This is a genomic window from Pseudoalteromonas sp. TAP-3C, assembly GCF_059888565.1.
This window is the reverse complement of the sequence record NZ_CM187618.1, coordinates 39,616-60,360: the sequence shown is the minus strand read 5'-3', so window position 1 is coordinate 60,360 and position 20,745 is coordinate 39,616. Positions and strand designations below refer to the sequence as shown.

General features: G+C 41.2%; 19 protein-coding genes. 10 read left to right on the top strand and 9 right to left on the bottom strand.

Annotated elements, in window-relative coordinates:
* Positions 1–349: 349 nt before the first annotated feature.
* The gene (typA, locus tag AC6H44_RS00295; RefSeq protein WP_500736773.1) at positions 350–2,173 is read right to left on the bottom strand and encodes a translational GTPase TypA; all 1,824 of its coding nucleotides are present in this window, start codon (positions 2,171–2,173) and stop codon (positions 350–352) included.
* Between the two features lie 509 nt (positions 2,174–2,682).
* On the opposite strand from typA, the gene glnA reads away from it, so the two are divergent.
* The 5 genes from glnA (at position 2,683) to AC6H44_RS00270 (ending at position 7,751) form a co-directional block, all read left to right on the top strand.
* Positions 2,683–4,089, top strand: coding sequence for a glutamate--ammonia ligase (gene glnA, locus AC6H44_RS00290; RefSeq protein WP_500736772.1), 1,407 nt, complete (start codon positions 2,683–2,685; stop codon positions 4,087–4,089).
* Positions 4,090–4,202: 113 nt separating this feature from the next.
* Entirely contained in the window at positions 4,203–4,724 is a 522-nt protein-coding gene (locus tag AC6H44_RS00285) for a DUF4124 domain-containing protein (RefSeq protein WP_500736771.1), read from the top strand.
* 69 nt (positions 4,725–4,793) lie between these two features.
* Positions 4,794–5,864 carry a nitrogen regulation protein NR(II) gene (gene glnL, locus AC6H44_RS00280; protein WP_500736770.1) on the top strand — a complete coding sequence of 357 codons (1,071 nt, stop codon included), beginning with the start codon at positions 4,794–4,796 and terminating at the stop codon, positions 5,862–5,864.
* Positions 5,865–5,879: 15 nt separating this feature from the next.
* Positions 5,880–7,268 (top strand): nitrogen regulation protein NR(I), encoded by a 1,389-nt coding sequence (ntrC, locus tag AC6H44_RS00275; RefSeq protein ID WP_500736768.1) that lies wholly within the window; start codon positions 5,880–5,882, stop codon positions 7,266–7,268.
* A gap of 24 nt (positions 7,269–7,292) precedes the next feature.
* Positions 7,293–7,751: a Crp/Fnr family transcriptional regulator gene (locus tag AC6H44_RS00270; RefSeq protein WP_500736766.1), complete on the top strand. Its 459-nt coding sequence runs from the start codon at positions 7,293–7,295 to the stop codon at positions 7,749–7,751.
* Between the two features lie 47 nt (positions 7,752–7,798).
* Here the strand turns inward: AC6H44_RS00270 and AC6H44_RS00265 are convergent, their stop codons facing one another.
* Positions 7,799–8,074 (bottom strand): hypothetical protein, encoded by a 276-nt coding sequence (locus AC6H44_RS00265; protein ID WP_500736764.1) that lies wholly within the window; start codon positions 8,072–8,074, stop codon positions 7,799–7,801.
* Between the two features lie 261 nt (positions 8,075–8,335).
* On the opposite strand from AC6H44_RS00265, the gene AC6H44_RS00260 reads away from it, so the two are divergent.
* The 4 genes from AC6H44_RS00260 to AC6H44_RS00245 all read left to right on the top strand — a co-directional run bounded on the left by AC6H44_RS00260 (position 8,336) and on the right by AC6H44_RS00245 (position 12,612).
* A complete protein-coding gene (locus AC6H44_RS00260; protein WP_500738343.1) occupies positions 8,336–8,719 on the top strand; it encodes an RNA-binding S4 domain-containing protein in 384 nt (127 codons plus the stop codon).
* Positions 8,720–8,816: 97 nt separating this feature from the next.
* Positions 8,817–9,245, top strand: coding sequence for a hypothetical protein (locus AC6H44_RS00255; RefSeq protein ID WP_500736763.1), 429 nt, complete (start codon positions 8,817–8,819; stop codon positions 9,243–9,245).
* A gap of 195 nt (positions 9,246–9,440) precedes the next feature.
* On the top strand, positions 9,441–12,185 hold the full coding sequence (acnA, locus tag AC6H44_RS00250; protein ID WP_500736762.1) for an aconitate hydratase AcnA: 2,745 nt from the start codon (positions 9,441–9,443) through the stop codon (positions 12,183–12,185).
* Between the two features lie 160 nt (positions 12,186–12,345).
* Positions 12,346–12,612 (top strand): hypothetical protein, encoded by a 267-nt coding sequence (locus tag AC6H44_RS00245; protein WP_500736761.1) that lies wholly within the window; start codon positions 12,346–12,348, stop codon positions 12,610–12,612.
* On the opposite strand, the gene AC6H44_RS00240 is transcribed toward AC6H44_RS00245, so the two are convergent.
* From AC6H44_RS00240 to AC6H44_RS00225, 4 genes are all read right to left on the bottom strand, one after another.
* On the bottom strand, positions 12,599–13,129 hold the full coding sequence (locus tag AC6H44_RS00240) for a DUF4124 domain-containing protein (protein ID WP_500736759.1): 531 nt from the start codon (positions 13,127–13,129) through the stop codon (positions 12,599–12,601). The genes AC6H44_RS00245 and AC6H44_RS00240 overlap by 14 nt on opposite strands.
* A 135-nt stretch (positions 13,130–13,264) precedes the next feature.
* Positions 13,265–14,005, bottom strand: coding sequence for a phosphoadenylyl-sulfate reductase (locus AC6H44_RS00235; RefSeq protein ID WP_500736757.1), 741 nt, complete (start codon positions 14,003–14,005; stop codon positions 13,265–13,267).
* Between the two features lie 42 nt (positions 14,006–14,047).
* Positions 14,048–15,745 (bottom strand): assimilatory sulfite reductase (NADPH) hemoprotein subunit, encoded by a 1,698-nt coding sequence (cysI, locus tag AC6H44_RS00230; protein ID WP_500736755.1) that lies wholly within the window; start codon positions 15,743–15,745, stop codon positions 14,048–14,050.
* Between the two features lie 62 nt (positions 15,746–15,807).
* Complete coding sequence (locus AC6H44_RS00225; RefSeq protein ID WP_500736754.1) at positions 15,808–17,622, bottom strand: assimilatory sulfite reductase (NADPH) flavoprotein subunit; 1,815 nt, start codon at positions 17,620–17,622, stop codon at positions 15,808–15,810.
* Between the two features lie 298 nt (positions 17,623–17,920).
* Between AC6H44_RS00225 and AC6H44_RS00220 the strand changes: the two genes are divergently transcribed.
* Positions 17,921–19,531: an endonuclease gene (locus AC6H44_RS00220; RefSeq protein WP_500736752.1), complete on the top strand. Its 1,611-nt coding sequence runs from the start codon at positions 17,921–17,923 to the stop codon at positions 19,529–19,531.
* Between the two features lie 345 nt (positions 19,532–19,876).
* Here AC6H44_RS00220 and rpsQ read toward each other — a convergent pair whose 3' ends face one another.
* Genes rpsQ through rplP form a run of 3 tightly spaced genes read right to left on the bottom strand, consistent with a single transcriptional unit; the run spans position 19,877 to position 20,738 of the window.
* Positions 19,877–20,134, bottom strand: a complete 258-nt coding sequence (rpsQ, locus tag AC6H44_RS00215; RefSeq protein WP_500736750.1) for a 30S ribosomal protein S17 — start codon at positions 20,132–20,134, stop codon at positions 19,877–19,879.
* On the bottom strand, positions 20,134–20,325 hold the full coding sequence (gene rpmC, locus AC6H44_RS00210) for a 50S ribosomal protein L29 (protein ID WP_054552371.1): 192 nt from the start codon (positions 20,323–20,325) through the stop codon (positions 20,134–20,136). Before rpmC ends, rpsQ begins: the two co-directional genes overlap by 1 nt.
* Positions 20,325–20,738 carry a 50S ribosomal protein L16 gene (gene rplP / locus AC6H44_RS00205; RefSeq protein WP_008108352.1) on the bottom strand — a complete coding sequence of 138 codons (414 nt, stop codon included), beginning with the start codon at positions 20,736–20,738 and terminating at the stop codon, positions 20,325–20,327. Before rplP ends, rpmC begins: the two co-directional genes overlap by 1 nt.
* Between the last annotated feature and the right edge of the window lie 7 nt (positions 20,739–20,745).

Genomic DNA, 20,745 nt, shown 5'->3' with positions numbered 1-20,745 from the left:
CGGCTATTTGTAGGTCATGCTTTAGCGCGTCTATTCCAATAACAAAAAGACTGTCGCCATAAATGACGACCTACAGCATAGATAATCAGGCTTTGTCGATCATGGATTTAGTTTAATGAATCTACTGCACTGCGGCTTGCAGGAAAAAGGTTATTTATAGGTTTTGGTGCGAGGTTTGGAGTTTTTAAAATCTAGCGCCTTTCACCAACAGCGATTACTAACATCACTCTACCCTACTACACTGTTCTAATCTGACAGCTTAAAACTGATAGCTTATCTTACAAACACTAAAAAGCCGCTGTACTTTGCAATACAGCGGCTTTTAAAATCATTGTTCTAAATTAATAGATTATGACTTAGGCGCACGACCCGCACGTTTACGTTCATTTTCAGTTAAATGACGTTTACGAATACGGATGTTTAGTGGAGTTACTTCCACAAGCTCATCATCAGCAATAAACTCAAGCGCTTGCTCAAGTGTGTAGTTAAGTGCTGGTGTTAATGTTTGTGCTTCATCTGTACCTGATGCACGAACGTTAGTAAGTTGCTTACCTTTAAGCGCGTTAACGGTAAGGTCATTATCACGGCTATGAATACCAATAACCATACCTTCATACACTTCAACACCGTGACCGATGAATAAACGGCCGCGCTCTTGTAAGTTAAATAAGGCGTTAGTTAGTGCTTTACCTGTTGCGTTTGCAATCATTACACCGTTCTTACGAACACCTAGCTCGCCACCTTTGTGCGGACCATAATGATCGAACGAATGGTACAGTAAACCAGAACCCGATGTCATCGTCATAAATTCAGTTTGGAAACCAATTAAACCACGGCTTGGGATCATAAAGTCTAAACGCATACGGCCTTTGCCATCTGGAGACATGTCAGTTAGCTCACCTTTACGAAGACCAATTTGCTCCATTACAGAACCTTGGTGCTCTTCTTGACAGTCAATGGTTAATGTTTCATACGGTTCTTCTAATACACCGTCAACAGTACGTAGAATTACTTCTGGGCGAGAAACAGCAAGTTCGTAACCCTCACGACGCATGTTCTCGATTAAGATACCTAAGTGTAACTCACCACGACCCGATACACGGAAGCTATCTGGGTTTGCAGTATCTTCAACACGCAGTGCTACGTTATGAACTAATTCTTTGTCTAAACGCTCACGAATATTACGTGATGTTACAAACTTACCTTCTTTACCACAGAACGGAGAGTTATTAACAGAAAATGTCATGGTTACTGTCGGTTCATCAACACTTAACGGTGGTAATGCTTCAACATTGTTAGGACAACAAACAGTATCAGAAATCTTAAGTTCGCCAATACCGGTTACCGTTACGATGTTACCAGCATAACCACGCTCAGTTTCGATACGCTCAAGGCCTAAGTAGCTTTGTACCGCACCAATCTTGCCATTACGCTTTGACCCATCGGCACTGATAATAGTTACTTGTTGGTTAGGTGCAACAGAGCCACGTTTAATACGGCCTATTCCAATTACACCAACATAAGAGTTGTAATCAAGTTGCGAAATTTGCATTTGGAAGTCACCTTCAGGATCGGCATCCGGCGGTGATACTTCGTCAACAATCATCTTAAACATAGGTTCCATGTTATCTGATGCTTGGTCTAAATCGAGTGTTGCCCAACCATTGATTGCTGATGCGTAGATTACTTTAAAGTCTAACTGCTCATCAGTTGCACCTAGGTTGTCGAATAAATCAAATATTTGATCCATAACCCAATCAGGGCGTGCACCTGGTTTATCAATTTTATTAATAACAACGATTGGCTTTAAGCCTTGCGCGAATGCCTTTTGCGTTACAAAACGCGTTTGTGGCATTGGACCTTCTTGAGCATCAACAAGTAGCAATACTGAGTCGGCCATCGAAAGTACGCGTTCAACCTCACCACCGAAGTCAGCGTGTCCAGGAGTATCTACGATATTGATATGGTAATCATTCCAAGAAATAGCGGTGTTTTTCGCTAAAATGGTAATACCACGCTCTTTTTCAATGTCGTTCGAATCCATCACGCGCTCTTCATTACCACCGCGTGTTTCTAATGTACCTGATTGTTCAAGTAGTTTATCAACCAGTGTTGTCTTACCGTGGTCAACGTGGGCGATAATTGCTATATTTCTTAACTTTTCGATGCTCATATATTCACTTAGAGAAATTCAATCTCATTGATCCTGCAGGGGCTAAACGTTCTCACCTGCGCTTTCACGAGATGTCCCAGCATAGGATTTTAAAGGGGCGCATATTATCCCCTATAAATGAGATGGATGAAAGTTTATCCAAAATAAAAATGCAAACTTTCTTAACAAAATAATTAAACCCTTGTTTTAAAATAATTAATTGTAGTAATTATTTTTAAGATATTGATGTAAAAAATAGCTTTTTGGCTCATTTAAAGCAATTTAGCTAAATATTTTATATTTTCTTTGTGATAGCCTAAGATGATTATTTTACAAACAATTATCGCTCTGTAAATTTTGCACCATGTTGGAATAATTACGCACCAAAACAGTGCTTAATACGTGTATTATTTACTTTACCTATATTTTTTTATATGAAAAACAATAAATTAAAATAATGGCATAAAATCAGCTTGTACATAGCTAACATATCTAAGCAGCAATAATAAAACCCAATAGTTGGAGGACACATGTCACAATCGGTTTTAGATTTTATTAAAGAAAATGACGTTAAGTTCATTGATTTACGCTTTACTGACACCAAAGGTAAAGAGCAACATGTTTCTATTCCTCATCACCAAGTTGATGAAGACTTTTTTGAAGATGGAAAAATGTTCGACGGTTCTTCAATTGCTGGCTGGAAAGGCATTAATGAGTCTGACATGGTGTTATTACCTGATGCAGATTCAATTAAACTTGACCCTTTCACAGAAGAAACCACATTAATTGTTCGTTGTGACGTAGTTGAACCTTCTACGCTGCAAGGTTATGAACGCGATCCTCGCTCGGTTGCTAAACGCGCCGAAGAGTACATGCGCTCTACTGGCATTGCTGACACGGTTTTATTTGGCCCAGAGCCAGAATTTTTCGTCTTTGACGATGTTAAATACAAATCTGACATGTCAGGCTCTATGTATAAAATTGACTCTAAGCAAGCTGCCTGGAACTCAGATAAAGACTATGCCGATGGCAACACAGGTCACCGTCCAGGTGTTAAGGGCGGATACTTCCCAGTTGCACCCGTTGATGACTTTCAAGATTGGCGCTCAGCTACTTGTCTAGTGTTAGAGGAAATGGGTCAAGTAGTAGAAGCACACCACCATGAAGTAGCCACGGCCGGGCAAAATGAAATTGCAACGCGTTTTAATACTATGGTATTAAAAGCGGATGAAATCCAAGAAATGAAATATGTTATCCATAACATGGCTCACTTATATGGTAAAACAGCCACGTTTATGCCTAAGCCAGTTGTTGGTGATAACGGTTCGGGTATGCACTGTCACCAGTCTTTAGCGAAAGACGGTGTTAACTTATTCGCGGGCGATAAATACGGTGGTCTTTCTGAAGATGCGCTTTACTACATTGGCGGTATTATTAAGCACGCTAAAGCAATTAACGCATTTGCTAACGCATCTACTAACTCATACAAACGCCTTGTACCTGGTTTTGAAGCGCCGGTAATGCTTGCATACTCTGCTCGTAACCGTTCAGCGTCAATCCGTATTCCAGTGGTTCCATCAGCGAAAGGTCGTCGTATCGAAGTACGTTTCCCGGATCCAACAGCAAATCCGTATTTAGCATTCTCTGCTATGTTAATGGCAGGCCTTGATGGGATTAAAAATAAAATCCACCCGGGCGACGCTATGGATAAAGATTTATACGATTTACCAGCTGAAGAAGCAGCAGAAATCCCAACAGTAGCAGCGTCACTCGACGAAGCACTAGCTGCACTGGATTCAGATCGTGAGTTCTTAAATCAAGGGGGTGTATTTACCGACGACCTAATTGATGCCTATATCGCGCTTAAATCTAAAGAAGTTGAAAAACTTAACATGACAACTCACCCAGTTGAGTTTGAAATGTACTACAGCTGTTAATTTATAATCTATAAATAATGTGTGTTTTAAGCCCGCTTTGCGGGCTTTTTTTATGGTAATAATATTCGTTGTACACTAAAGTGAAATTAATTTGAAAAATGCAGGGTAGCAGTATGGTTAGTAGGGCTTTGTTACTATTAATAACCTTAATATTAAGTATTAATGGTTATGCTAGTGATAAAAAAATTTACACATGGAAAGACAAAAATGGGGTCTTAGTTTTTTCAGACACCCCAAAACCAGGCGCTACAGAAGTAAAACTCACTAGCCAATACTTAAATATGCCAGCTACAAATACCGATATTCTTGATACCTCTGCGACTAAAAAAGCAGTCAAGTTTAGTATTAATATTACTTCGCCTGAACCAAACCAAACAATTAGAGAAAATACAGGTTCTGTTTATGTTTCTACTCGTATTGCACCTCGCTTTGAAGCTGGGTTTACTATTGGCTTGTTTTTAAATGGCGTTGCTGTTGATAAACCCAGTGATGCCACTACACAGGCTTTAAGAAATGTAGAGCGCGGCCAACACACACTGCAAGTTAAACTTTATAATAAACAAAATCAGGTAATTGCAACTAGCCCTGACAGTGTGTTTTTTATGCACCGTAAAGGCCTTAACGTAGGTCAATAGCAACAATAAAGCACACCTATTTAATTTGAACCTTGCCTACTTCCCCAGGCGCACTAAAATGGTGCAACAATGATTAATAAAACACATTTTAGCCCAGAGCTACTGAATATAATTTGGCAAAACCAAACCACCGCCCTGATGTTACTTGATGAAAGCTTCAAGCTTATTTACGCTAACACCAGTGCCAGTGAATTACTTGGTTTGAGCGAGAGACGCTTACTAGGGCAAGCATTCGACGATTTATTTAACTATCACTCCATCGATTTAAAACGCATTGCACACTATTCATTAATTGATGGCGTAGACTGCCACCAGCACAGAGCCGACGTGGTGTTTATCGATTCTCGCCATGCAAAGTTAGCGGTAAGCACTCGGCGAATAAAGCATAACAACACCTATTATATTTTATTTGAATGTCGGCAAACGGATGATGAAATCAAACACGATCAAGTCTCAAATCAAATGCACCAATATCAGGCTGCACGCAATTTAATTCGTGGTTTAGCTCATGAAATTAAAAACCCGCTAGGTGGAATTCGCGGAGCGGCGCAATTATTGCAGTATGAAGGTGATCAACAAGAAAGAGATCAATGTGCAGAACTTATTATTGAGCAAGCCGATCGGTTGCGTGAATTAGTTGACCGGCTGCTTGGGCCTAATCAACTACCGCAAAAATCGTATGGCAATATACATCAAACATTGGAGTCGGTTGTTAAACTCAGCACCTTAGATAACAGCCGTGATATTCGATTAGTTAAAGACTACGACCCGAGTATTCCAGATGTTTATATTGATCAGAGCAAAGTTCAGCAAGTGGTGCTTAATATTGTGCGAAACGCACAACAAGCACTGGTAGATGGTGGCGAAATAAAAATAAAAACGCGGATTAACTACCAACATCGTCGCCCCGGAAAAGCCCCTAAAAAGGCATTACTTATTCAAATAATGGATAACGGCCCGGGTATTGATGCTAATTTACGTGATACTTTATTTTACCCTATGACCACGAATAAAGAAGGTGGCTCAGGGCTTGGATTATCCATAGCGCAAACCTTGATTGATCAACATGATGGCTATATCGAATGTGATAGTTGGCCTGGACATACTGAATTTAATATTTATCTACCGTTTGTAGATTAATACTTTGGAGTTTGCATGAAAACAGCTTGGCTTGTAGATGATGATGCCTCAATTCGCTTTGTATTAGATAAAGCGCTGACCCGCGCAGGGTTTGAAGTAGAAAGCTTTGCAGATGCACAAAGCGTACTTAATGCACTAAAATTTAGTCAACCCAGTGTATTAATTTCAGATGTGAGAATGCCGGGTATGGACGGTATGGCGTTACTTGAGCTAATCGCTGAGCAAACCCCGGGGCTACCGGTTATTATTATGACCGCACACTCTGATTTAGATTCAGCAGTGAATGCATTTCAAAAGGGGGCGTTTGAGTATTTAGCTAAACCATTTGATTTAAATGAAGCCGTTGCACTGGTTGAAAGCGCCTACCGTGCTAATTCAACCAAAAAAACCAAACGTAAAATTGCCCCACCAAAAAGCGCCCATATTATTGGCGAAGCGCCTGCGATGCAGGAAGTGTTTCGTGCCATAGGCAAACTGTCGGCATCCAGTATGAGCGTACTTATTAATGGTGAATCAGGTACCGGTAAAGAACTGGTTGCCAGCGCCTTGCATAACCACAGCCCGCGTAAAGACAACCAGTTTATAGCCCTTAATATGGCTGCTATCCCTAAAGAATTGGTTGAGTCTGAATTATTTGGTCATGAAAAAGGCGCTTTTACCGGTGCCGATAGCGTGCGTAAAGGGCGCTTTGAACAAGCTAATGGCGGCACCTTATTTTTAGATGAAATCGGTGATATGCCATTAGATGTACAAACCCGCTTATTACGGGTACTCGCCGATGGCGAATTTTATCGCGTTGGCGGTCATCAAAGTATAAAAGTGGATGTGCGCATTATTGCCGCCACTCACCAAAACTTAGAAGAGCTGGTAAAACAAGGTAAGTTTAGAGATGATTTATTTCATCGTTTAAATGTGGTTCGCTTGCGCTTACCAGCACTTCGCGAGCGACCAGAAGACATAGAACGCTTAGCGCTGCACTTTTTGCACAAAAGCGCCAAAGACCTGCAAGTAGAGAGTAAAGTCCTTAGCCCCAAAGCCATTAAACAGCTGTGTTTATTTAATTGGCCAGGGAACGTTCGCCAGCTTGAAAATACCTGTCGCTGGTTAACGGTAATGGCCCCCGGAGAGCTAATTGGCGAGCAAGACCTACCGCCAGAAATTATTGATAATACAGCCGCAACCCAAGAAGGTGATTGGCTAGATTCATTTCAACAGTGGCTTAACCAAGAATTTAAACAAGGTAAAGAAAATATTTGGCCAGATATTCAAGCCCAACTAGAAACTCGCTTAATAAAAACGGCTCTTGCGAATTGTTCAGGCCATAAGCAAGAAGCTGCGGTGAAAATTGGTTGGGGTCGCAATACATTGACCCGTAAATTAAAAGAGCGCAATATTAACTTATAACGCGCACTCAAATTTTGGTTATTGATGAAGTTAATTGAACACATTCCTTTGTTTAAACAAATGGAAATTATAAATCGCTTAGATTTTTTTAAAGAGTTTACACTCCATGAGCGTCAGATTTTGCTAGAGTCGTTTGGTTCACTCTATTTAATTAATAAAAATCAGTTTTTATTTAAAGAGTTTGATAACGACAAACGACTATTTATTGTCCTCAGTGGCTCCTTAATGGTGTTTAAGCATAATCACCTACTGGAGCTAGGTAGTATAGAGCCTGGTGAATTTATTGGTGAAGGTGCATTTATTAATAACCGAGAGCGCAGCATTAATGCATGCGCCAAAGAAAATGCCATCGTACTGGCTATTACTGCCGATGCCCTTACCCGCCTACCTAATGTCATACGCGAAAAAATTAAAGACCGTATTATTGAAGGCATGAGCCTGCGCATAGCTAAACTAAGCGAGCATATAGAAATCCACGGTTAATCAAGTCCCTTACCTGAGGTATTTACCCTTAGTAACAAAATTATTAATCACATTTGATTGTTTAACCATGCATCAACACTTTGTCGCTTATAAAGCACTTCGTTAAATAACCGATGACGTTCAAATACCAGCTCGCTTTGTTTGGTTTTAAGCCCACTGATTAACTGACTGTGAGTATCATTAAACTTGGAGATAACTGAAAAACCACGTTCAGTGTCTTCTTGTACCTGCTGAGCCAAATGCTCCCTAACATCATCAGCAGTTAACAGATCTGAATGTTCTAAGCCCATTAGCTGTTTTTTCATTGCTAACCTTATGCCCATGTTTTACTCCATTGTTTATATTCAATCTTTCATACGGCCGACATTGGCAATTAGCGCGCCAATGTGTAATTTTTTTCACATGAAGCTTAACCCTAAATTGCTTCAGTTTTTTTAAAGACTATAAAAAGAAGTGAAAATTTCATAAAACGCTTCATAAAGAGCTTCATAAAAAACGCCCCCCATTCATCGACTAAACTCACCGTGGTGCAAAATAGCCATTAAGCCTTTATACTACAGTTAATACCCCCACAGAGAAACATGATGAACGAAGAATATATAGAAATTGAATTAGAAGAAGAACCGATTGAACTGTGTAAATTATTAAAAGTATTAGATCTAGTTGAAGGTGGTGGCCAAGCAAAAAATCTAATTAGCGGTGGTTATGTGGGTGTTAACCATGAAATTTGTACAATCAAGCGGAAAAAATTATACAGCGGTGATGTGCTTTCATTTGATGGTGAGCTATTTCAATTAACGCTTAGTGAAGATGCAACCCCTGTAGAGCGCCCTGTAATTGATGAAGCAGCCAACGTGGAAAAAGCAGCACCTGTGGCAGCAACCGAGCCTGCTAAAAATAAACGTAAACGTACAAAAAAACCTAAAGTGGATGAAAAAACCGGTCGTCGCCCTATTTCATTTGGCTAACTCGCCTTTGCTTGGTTTTTGTTATTCACAGCCAGTTTGCATCACTGGCTTTTTTAGCTTTTAATGGAACATAAATAACAAAAAAATTGATGCTTACATGTCAGAAAACGCTGCAAACAACTGGGTAAAACCCGTACTGATTACTGCTCTGTTATGGAATACATTAAGTATTTTTGCATTTATCATGCAGCTGCTTTTATCTCCAGAGATGATAAGCAAACTACCACAAGAACAACAACTTGTTTATAAAAACCAACCGTTATGGGCTACTTTAGCGTTTGCTATTGCTGTATTTGGCGGCGCATTGGGGTGCCTACTGCTATTATTCAAAAAATCACTAGCCACATTAACGCTAACAATCTCTTTGGCAGCGGTGTTAATTCAGCAATACTATAATTTTGTGGTTGTTAATAGCATTTCCTTATTTGGTATTAGCGCTATTTTTATGCCCATTGCAGTGACTATTATTGCGATTGCGTTGGTGTATTTAAGTATTTATTTAAAACAACAAAGCTATTTTAAATAAATCACTTTGAAATTTAGCTTGTGGCCAAATATTGCTCAAGCTTATCCTTGAATTTAAACTTTTAACCTTCACTTCTATACTACATAGATGCTACAAAAAATTACATCGTGTGGTATTTATATCATGGTACACGCTTTGCACTTTACTAAAGAGGTCACTTTTTCAAGCATATTAATCCAATTAAAGGGGCAAATAATGAAAAATAGTTTCGACACCCAACAACAGCTCACTATCAATGGCGAGCAATATCATATTAACTCGCTTATGGGGCTTGGCGATAAAGCCAAACGCCTGCCTTTCTCGTTAAAAATATTATTAGAGAACTTACTGCGTAACGAAGATGGTGTGAATATTAAAGAGCAAGATATTCAGGCACTATTAGATTGGGATCCAAAAGCTAAGCCTTCAGCCGAAGTGGCTTTTACTCCAGCCCGTGTAGTGATGCAAGATTTTACCGGTGTCCCTGCTATTGTTGATTTAGCTGCCATGCGTGATGCAATGGAAAAGTTCGGTGGTGATCCTGCAAAAATAAACCCCCTATCTCCTGCAGAGCTGGTAATCGATCACTCGGTGCAAGTGGATGGTTACGGTAAAGATGGTTCATTCGACTTAAATTCAAAATTAGAATATGAACGCAACAAAGAGCGTTACGAATTTTTACGTTGGGGGCAAACCGCGTTTGATAATTTAAAAGTGGTGCCACCCGCCACCGGTATAGTACACCAAGTTAATTTAGAATATTTGGCCCGCGTGGTCTTTAACGATACTAAAAACGGCAAATCATTAGCCTACCCAGATACACTGGTTGGTACTGACTCTCATACAACTATGATTAATGGCTTAGGCGTACTAGGTTGGGGTGTAGGCGGAATTGAAGCCGAAGCTGCCATGCTTGGCCAACCAATTAGCTTGCTAATCCCCCAGGTCGTGGGTGTTAAATTAAATGGCCGCCTTCCAGAGGGCACTACCGCAACGGATTTGGTTTTAACAGTAACTGAAATGCTGCGTAATCATGGTGTGGTAGGCAAGTTTGTAGAGTTTTATGGTGACGGCCTGGCCGACCTACCACTTGCCGATAGAGCAACGATTGCTAATATGGCACCGGAATACGGTGCAACCTGTGGTATTTTTCCTATTGATGATGAAACCATCAATTACTTGCGCTTAACTAATCGCGATGAGAAGCAGCTTAAACTGATTGAAGATTACGCTAAACACCAAGGCTTATGGCGTAACGACGGCGATGAAGCTAATTACACCGATAAGCTCGAACTAACCTTAGACGATGTTGTACCAAGCCTTGCCGGTCCTAAACGCCCGCAAGACAGAATTACACTGGATAAAGCCGGTGATGTGATTGCTCAGCACTTAAAAGACTTTCAAGATGAGCGTATGGCTAAACGTGATAAAAGCGATGAAGATCAAGCGCGTATTGAAAGCGAAGGCCCGACGACTAACCCTGACGAACCAACCAACGAAGCACAGTTTATGGGCGCAGCAAAAGTTAATTTTAATGGCCAAGAGTTTGAATTAAACGATGGGGCTTGTGTTATTGCCGCAATCACCAGCTGTACGAACACCTCTAATCCAAGTGTTATTTTAGCCGCCGGTTTAGTGGCTCAAAAAGCACGCCAGTTAGGTATCAATGTAAAACCGTGGGTTAAAACGTCACTCGCACCGGGTTCGCAGGTGGTGACCGATTACCTTGAAAAAGCAGGGCTGATGGATGACCTTGATGCACTTGGCTTTAATTTAGTGGGTTATGGCTGTACTACCTGTATTGGTAACTCAGGCCCGCTTGCTGATGAAATTAGTGAGGCAATTCAAAAGCATAAACTAATTGTAAGTTCAATTTTATCGGGTAACCGTAACTTTGAAGGGCGTATTCATCAAGACGTTAAAATGAACTTCCTCGCGTCGCCACCGCTTGTTGTAGCTTATGCTATAGCGGGTAGAACCGATATTGATGTGTATAACGAACCACTGGCGCAAGATAAACACGGTAACGATATTTACCTTAAAAATATTTGGCCGAGCGTTAAAGAAGTCAGTGAGCTTGTAAAAAATACGGTAACTAAAGAGATGTTCGAAAAAAGCTACGCCAATGTCTATGATGGCGACAGTCGCTGGCAAAAAAGTCAAATACCTGATGGTAAGCTTTACGATTGGGATGCTGCCTCGACTTATATCAAAAAAGCGCCATTCTTTGATGGTATGAGTGTTGAACCACCGGGGATCCCAAAAATAGAAAGTGCGCGCTGTCTAGCTAAACTAGGCGATTCAGTGACTACCGATCATATTTCACCAGCAGGTGCGATAAAAGCGGAGGCACCCGCAGGACTTTATCTGCAAGAAAATGGGGTAGAAAAAGCACAGTTTAATTCTTATGGTTCTCGCCGTGGTAATCACGAAGTAATGATGCGTGGTACGTTTGCTAATGTGCGCCTTAAAAACTTACTCGCCCCTGGTACTGAGGGCGGTGTAACCCGCACTCAACCCGACGACAAGCTAGAAAGTATTTATGATGCGGCTATGGCATATCAAAAAAATGAAACGCCGTTAATTGTACTTGCAGGTAAAGAATACGGTACTGGCTCATCGCGCGATTGGGCTGCGAAAGGCTCTTTATTACTTGGTATTAAAGCTGTGATAGCACAAAGCTATGAGCGCATTCACCGCTCCAACTTAATTGGTATGGGCGTATTGCCGTTGCAATTTAAAGAGGGTGAAAGTCATGAGTCACTGGGCTTAACGGGCCAAGAGCAATTTGACATTCAAGGGTTATACGACAAAACCGACGAAGTCAGTGTTATTGCTACTAACAGTGAAGGTAAACAAATTAGTTTTAGTACCGATGTGCGTATTGATACTCCTAAAGAGTGGGATTACTACAAACATGGCGGGATTTTGCAGTACGTACTACGCAATATGCTCGACTAATCAGCTATAAAACAAGGTAACTTAAAAGCCTAGCCCTGCAATGAGCTGGGCTTTTTACGTATAGTATATAGTTATATTGATAAGCCTAGCCCTTGCGCTAAATCAATGTAGCTCTTCACAGATACCATACACTAAGGAGACACACTGCGCAGAGGCCGCTATGTCTTCAATTGTAATTATAAGACTACTTAAAATATCTATTGTGCTTGGGCTGTGCTTAATTGTGACAGGCCATGGTTTAATTATATCAAGCTATTACACCACTGAACACGGTATAAAAGGTATTATTATTGCCGCCGCCTGCATTGCCATTGGCGTAATTTTATCACTACCGACAAAAATATATTTAACCATATTACTAATGGAGTCAGAAAAGCAATCCCCAATATCGCAGAAAAACAGGCAGCCTGAAGCTAAAAGCCACTAAAACTTTCAACCTCTTTATTGCGTTGCTCTAATCTCTGTTTGGCTTTTTCAGCATCTTCAAATAATTTTTTAATGCTCTGGCTATTATATATTTCAGGCGCTCGCTGAGGAAAAGGGTCTACTGCTGATTTAGCACTACCACTCAATATAGCGGTATCTTCAGCAACCACCACATTACTATCTGCAAGGTTAAGCGTTACCGCTACGCTCTTGCCATTTTTATTTGGTACATCGGAGAAATGCCATTGCCCTTGTTCATCTTGCCACTTATAAATTTTAACTTGGGTGTCAGATGATAAAGGTGACGAAGTGAGCTGATCACCCGCTTTTTTTACTTCAAGCGTAAATTGTTCGAGTGTATTGGATGAAAGCGCTACCACTTTATCTTTAATAGAAAAAGACTCATTTTTAATCAATGTGCTGCTAAGCCAAGGCTGACCGTTAGGCTTTTTTATATAAAACAATGAGATGAGCGCAATAACCATGACTGATATTGCTAAGTAGGTAAAGTATTTCATAGCGTTCCTGCTGTATAATTAATCCTTTATTATCACTAATATAATCAAAAAATAGCAGTCAAGCAATTATTTTCACAAAATAAAAACGCAGCGTTGGCTGCGTTTATAAATTTATAGCTTTGAATAATAAGATAATTAAATTCCATCGCCATCTATATGTAAACCACACTCACGGTTCAATCCAAAAAAACGAGTGTCTTCTTCGCTCATGCCGGGTTCTAATTTGCGGGTAGTGTGTACATCCCCCATAGATACATAACCCTGCTCCCATAACGGGTGATATGGCAAATTATGTTTTGTTAGGTACTGATACACATCACGATTACTCCATTCAATAATAGGATACACTTTTACTGTACCTCGGCTTATTTCTAAAACTTGTTTTTGTGCACGGCTTGAGGATTGATCGCGGCGTAAACCACTAAACCAAGTGCCTGCATTAAGCTCTTTTAAAGCTCGCGTCATTGGCTCTACTTTATTAAGCTGATTATATTGCTTAATACCCGCTTCACCTAGCTCCCATAACTTACCAAATTTAGCCTCTTGCCATGCTGGCGTTAACTTTGCACTGTATACCTTTAAATTAAGCGATAAACGCTCACTCATTTGCTCGATAAACTGATAGGTTTCTGGAAATAAATAGCCCGTATCAGTCAGTACTACAGGGATATCTGAGCGTTGTGATGTCATTAAATGCAGCATAACCGCGGCCTGAATACCAAAACTCGATGATAAAAACGCGGTGTCAGGCAAATGTTCAAGTGCCCATGCAACGCGCTGCTCTGCACTCATGTTAGCCAGTAAACCGTTTGCATCAGCTAACATAGCCTGCTGGCTTTGCTTATCTAGCTGTAATATGTTTTTAAATTCACTCATGGTCAACTTTAAACCTCAGCAGCGCGGTGCGCTGCTTTTAAATTATGCGTAAAAATCGGTAACAGATACTTTGACTTCTGCAACAATACCTTTGCGAATGACAAAATCACCAAAACATTCGCCTTCATGGCGCTCACTAACCCATTGCCCAATCAGCTTATCAAATGCCTCTAGGTACACTTCTTCGCCCACATTTTCAAGATAAAGCTTAGGGATACGCGTACCCTGCGTATTGCCCCCTAAGTAAACGTTGTACTTACCTGGGCCTTTACCTACTAACCCAGCCTCGGCTAACATGGCACGACCACAGCCATTTGGGCAACCTACCACACGCATAATGATGCTGTCATTAGGTACTCCATGCTTGGCCAATAAGCCTTCAATTTTTTCAATTAAACTCGGTAAGTAACGCTCGGCTTCGGCCATCGCTAAAGGGCAAGTCGGCAGTGACACACACGCCATTGAGTTTTTACGTTGCTCAGAATCTTTGTCGTCAATCAAACCGTGTTCACGCGCTATGTTTTCAATGATTGCTTTTTGATCCGCAGGCACACCGGCAATAATTAAGTTTTGATTGGCGGTCATGCGAAAGTCACCTTGGTGAATTTCTGCAATTTTACGACAACCCGTTTTTAGTGGTTTGTCGGGGTAATCTAAAATACGACCACTTTGAATAAACAAAGTTAAATGATGCTTACCGTCAATACCTTCAACCCAGCCGATACGATCGCCACGATGGGTAAACTCATAAGGGCGGCTTGGTGCAAAGCTCACGCCTCCACGTTTTTCGACCTCGGCTTTAAATACATCAGACCCAACACGGTCAAGTGTGTATTTAGTTTTTGCGTTTTTACGGTTTGAACGATTCCCCCAGTCACGCTGCACAGACACCACATGTTCGGCAATTTTTAAAGTATCTTCGAGGGGAATAAAACCAAAGTCATCGGCTTTTCGTGGATACGTTGCAGTGTCACCATGGGTCATGGCAAGGCCACCCCCTACTAGCACGTTAAAACCAACGAGTTTGCCATCTTCAGCAATTGCCACAAAGTTTAAATCGTTCGCATGAACGTCCACTTCGTTGTTTGGTGGAATGGTTACGGTAGTTTTAAACTTACGTGGTAAATAGGTTGAACCTAAAATTGGCTCTTCTGTGGTTTCACTCTTTTCACCATTTAGCCAAATTTCTGCGTACGCTTTGGTTTTAGGTAATAAATGCTCAGAGATTTTTGCCGCCCATTCATAGGCCTCTTGGTGTAACTCAGACTCAACAGGGTTAGTAGTACAAAGTACATTACGGTTCACGTCACCGGCGGTGGCAATAGAGTCTATACCTACGCTATTAAGTAATTGGTGCATGCCTTTAATTTCAGGCTTTAAAACACCATGAAACTGAAATGTTTGGCGCGTAGTTAAACGAATACTGCCATAGCTGGTTTTCTCCCCAGCAAACTTATCAATTGCTAACCATTGCTCGGGTTTAATAATACCGCCAGGCATACGGGCGCGAAGCATCACATTATGCAGAGGCTCTAGCTTTTGTTTGGCGCGTTCAGGGCGAATATCGCGATCATCTTGCTGGTACATGCCATGAAAACGAATTAACTGGAAATTATCGGCAGTAAAACCACCGGTAATTTCATCTTTTAAATCTTGCGCTATCGTGCCGCGTAAAAAGTTACTTTCTCTTTTTAAACGTTCGTTATCAGAAAGCTTTACGGTTTTATCTTGTTTGCTCATTTTAAATCCTAAATTTGTTACAGTGACGGCTGTTAGCTTTTAATAAAATAAACAACGTGCACTTAGTACACGTCTTTCTGATAGCGATTTGCGCTACGTAAATCTTTTAAGTATTGATCGGCCTCTTCATTAGTTTTGCCGGTATTTTCGCTAATGATATCAATTAAGGCATTGTGTACATCTTTGGCCATGCGGTTTGCATCGCCACACACATAAAAATGAGCACCCGCTTCTAACCAGTCAAATACTTCTTTTGAGTTTTTACGTAACTTGTCTTGCACGTAGACTTTTTCTGCTTGATCACGGCTAAACGCCACATCCACTTTACTCAGTAAGCCTGATTTTAAGTAACCTTGAATTTCTACTTGGTATAAAAAGTCTTGGGTAAAGTGTGGGTTACCAAAGAATAACCAGTTTTTACCTGTTGCCTCTCGGGCATCACGTTCTTGTAAAAAGGCACGAAACGGCGCAATACCGGTACCTGGCCCTACCATGATAATGGGTGTCTCATCGTTGACTGGTAAACGGAAGTTATCGTTATGTTCGCTATATACCTTTACCTTGCAGCCTTCTTCTGCACGGCGTGCTAAATAGCCTGAACAGCCACCTAAATGCTCTGTGCCAAACGCTTCAAACTCAACCAGTGCTATAGTTAAGTGCACCTCATCTTCAACCTCGCTTTGGCTAGAAGCAATTGAATATAAACGCGCTTGCAATTTACGTAGGCAATCAACCAGTGTTTGTGCCGCTAATTTTGCTGGATTTTGTGCAACTACATCAAAAATTTGGCGAGGCTCAATGTATTCGCGCATTGCGGCTTTATCTTCCACAAGCTTAAGCAGTTCAGGCGTGCCTGTAGCCGTGGCATATTTTTCGACAAAACCAGGGTACGATTGTGTAAGCTCTAGTTTTTCAATTAAGGCGTCACGCACGCTGAGTTCTTCATCACCAAGTTTAACGCGGCTAGTTGGATCAATTTGCGTTTGCGCAAGCAGCTCATCTACACGGGCTTCATCATTTAAAAAGTAAATGCCTAATGAGTCACCCGGCGTATAGCTAATGTCAGAGCCTTCCAGTGAAATTTCAACATGGCGTGCATCTTTGGTTGAGTCACGACCGGTAATTTTTTGTACTAAGCTTAGCTCTGCCGAAAATGGGTTTTGTTTTGTGTATTGGCTGGCCGCTGTTGTGGGGGTGCCAAATGGCATTGATACAACTTGGCCGCCGGCTGTATCTTGCTGCGCTTTTAAATCTGGCTCAAATGCATTAAGCGCGCCCTCAATCCAGCGGGCTGCTTCATCATCGTAATCAACGTCTAGGTCGGCACGCTGATAAATAACCTCTGCACCGAGTTTAGTTAAACGCTGCTCAAAATCTTTTGCAGTTTGGCAGAAAAATTCATAGCTAGAATCACCTAAACCTAATACCGCCACTTTAACGCCATCAAGTTTTGGCGCTTTTTTGGTAATTAAAAATTCATACAGTGTTTCAGCATCTTCTGGTGGCTCGCCCTCGCCATACGTCGATATTACAACGGTTAAAAACTTTTCTTTTTTCAAGGCAGTTGGCTTGTAATCGGCCATGCTAACCAGCTTTGCTGCTAATCCACGCGACTCAGCTTGCTCTTTAAGCTTAGTGGCAACACCTTTTGAGTTGCCCGTTTGCGAGCCATACAAAATAGTTAGAGCTGCTGCCTCAGAGGTTGCGGATGTACCTGCAGTTGGCGCACCTAGTACGGCTGAATTAGCATTAGCAGCCAAATAGCCGCTAACCCACGCTTGCTGAATGGGATTAAGCTCAGCCACTAAACCTTGTAGCTTTTGTACTTGCTCTTGCGAAAGCGGACTTGTAAGCGCACTAAGTTGACCTAACAACATGAATTTTTCCTCATAACCCTAAACGTTAAACACAATGCTTGTTCACATTGTTTAAAATGAGTGCCACCTCATTCAGAAGGTTCTGTTGAGGTTAATTGAGTATGGAGGATAGCCGTCTCAGCATAGATAAAAAAAGAATAGAATCTGCTTTGATATTCCATTTAGTTATTAATCTAGTGAAAAACCTACGAAGTAGACCTAAAAAAGCTTTATTGTCTTTTATAAAATTCTCACTTAACAACTTTGTAACATTTATAATCTAAGGTATATTACGCAAAACTATAAAATAGGAACACCTATGTTATACGGAATATATAAAAATAAGTTACTTCTAAGCACGTTATTATTGAGCTCATTGCCTGCGATGGCTAATGTCGTCAATGGTAATTTTGAACAGTGGACAGACAACACTCCACAAGCATGGACGGTGATTGATAACGGCATTGATGTATCTGCTATTAGCACGGTTGTTAGCAAAGGTTCACAAGCAGCTGCGATTAGCGTTAATACAGGCACACAAAGTAACACTGATTTTTTACAGCAAGTCGCAGTTAAAATGGGTAAAACTTATGAGTTCTCAGTGGATGTTTATCATACCGAAGGTCATCTTAAGGCGCGTTTGTTTATAGATGGTTATCAAGGCTACTCAAATCCTGCCCTAACAAACCAGTGGCAAACCATAACTTACAGCTACACCGCTGATAGTAGTAAAACGATTGATGTCGGCTTACGCTTTTATGATACAACGGGATTTGATGGTAGCGAGTTAGTTTATGTTGATAACTTCCTACCTAATAATGACAGCAGTGGCTCTTCGAGCTGCGCAGATAACAGCCTTACTTTTAACCTAACCACAGATAACTATGGTGAAGAAACTAGCTGGCAAATAACGCACAACCAAGCTGGTATGGTTGCAAGCGGCAGTGGTTATGCCGCAAATACCCAATACATCGAACAGTTATGCTTAACCAATGGCGACTATACATTTACTATTAACGACAGCTACGGTGATGGTATTTGTTGCTCATATGGCAGTGGCAGCTACGCCTTAAATAATGAAGCAAATTTGCTTGCCAGTGGATCAAGCTTTCAAGCAAGTGAGTCTACCGCATTCTCATTAGGTGCTACTCAGCCAACACCGTCGCCAACTGGCTATTATGTGACAACCCAAGGCTTAACTGGCTACACGCTAAAAACTGAGCTTTATAACATTATTAAAAACCATAACGCTCAAGGGTATTCTACTATTTGGCGTTTTTACGACGCATCAGCACGCGATAAATATTTTGAAAATGATAATAGTATTTTAGATATGTACAGTGAAAAGCCAAATGGAGTTGATAGCTACACTTATACTGATGTAAGCGATCAGTGTGGTACCTACAATAGCGAAGCCGATTGTTATAACCGTGAACATTCATTTCCTAAAAGCTGGTTTGGCGGCACCATAGAACCAATGAACTCAGATGTTCATCATATTTACGCCACTGATGGCTTTGTAAACTCTAAACGTAGCAACTTTCCGTTCGGTGAAGTGGCAAGCGCCACGTTTACCTCAACCAACGGCAGTAAATTAGGTGCTGCAAGTAATGCGATTAATTACAACGGTACCGTGTTTGAGCCTATTGATGAATTTAAAGGTGACTTTGCTCGTGCCTACTTTTATATGGCAACCCGCTACGAAAACGTGATTGCTACTTGGCAAAATAACACCACTTATAGCAACGCGGTACTAAATGGCACATCGAACCAGGTGTTTGATAATTGGGTCGTGGCTATGTTGTTAAAATGGCATAACAACGACCCCGTTAGCCAAATAGAATTAGACCGCAACCAAGCAGCGTTTGAATTTCAGGGAAATCGTAACCCGTATATCGACCACCCTGAATTTGTAAAAATGATTTGGTAAAAGGGCTTCGGGCTTCGGGCTTCGGGCTTCGGGCTTCGGGCTTCGGGCTTCGGGCTTCGCAGAAAAGCATATGCCTTTGCACTTGCAAAGGCTTTTTTCTGCGGTATGAATTTGTTGTTGCATCATATTCGTGGTGTTTTTTCTCACGATATATATCCCACTCTTGTGTATTCGTAGCGTTCTTTTACCCTCGGGTGTCCTAGGCTCAACCTAAGCCACGGCGCGCAAACTCACTCCGAGCAGCTAACGACTGAAAGCTGACGGCTGAAAACTTATCGCTTTTTTAAACGCAAAAAAAACCCCAACAAAAGCTGGGGTTTCTTATAAAACAGACTTAATTAAAAATTAAGCTTGTTTTGGACGTTCAACAACGTCTACCAAAGTCCAAGATTTGTTCTTAGAGATTGGCGCGCATTCACGGATAGTAACAATGTCACCCGCTTTTGCTGTGTTATTTTCGTCATGTACATGTAACTTAGTCGTACGTTTAATGAATTTCCCATAGATTGGGTGCTTCACGTAACGTGCGATAGCGATAGTGAAAGATTTTTCCATCTTGTCGCTGATTACACGGCCTTGAAGAGTACGAATTTTATCGCTCATTATTGACCCGCCTTCTGGTTAATAACTGTTTTTACACGCGCGATATCGCGGCGTACTGTTCTTAGCGTGTGTGTCTGAGCTAACTGACCAGTACTTGCTTGCATGCGCAGGTTAAATTGCTCACGAAGAAGTCCTAGAAGTTCAGCATTAAGCTCTTCTACGCTTTTGTCTTTTAGTTCGCTTGCTTTCATCACATTACCGTCCGAGTTACGAAAGTTGTTTTGAATGGCAGTTTACGAGCTGCAAGGTTAAACGCTTCACGAGCAAGCTCTTCTGAAACACCTTCCATTTCGTAAAGTACTTTACCGGGCTGAATTTCAGCAACCCAATATTCAACAGAACCTTTACCTTTACCCATACGAACTTCAAGCGGCTTTTCTGTGATCGGTTTGTCAGGGAAGACACGGATCCAGATTTTACCTTGACGTTTCACGTGACGCGTCATAGCACGACGAGCTGCTTCGATTTGACGAGCAGTCATGCGGCCACGACCAGTAGCTTTCAAACCGAAAGTACCGAAGCTTACTTTGTTACCGTTTTGCGCTAGACCACGGTTGCGGCCTTTGTGCATTTTACGGAATTTTGTACGTTTTGGCTGTAACATTACTCGC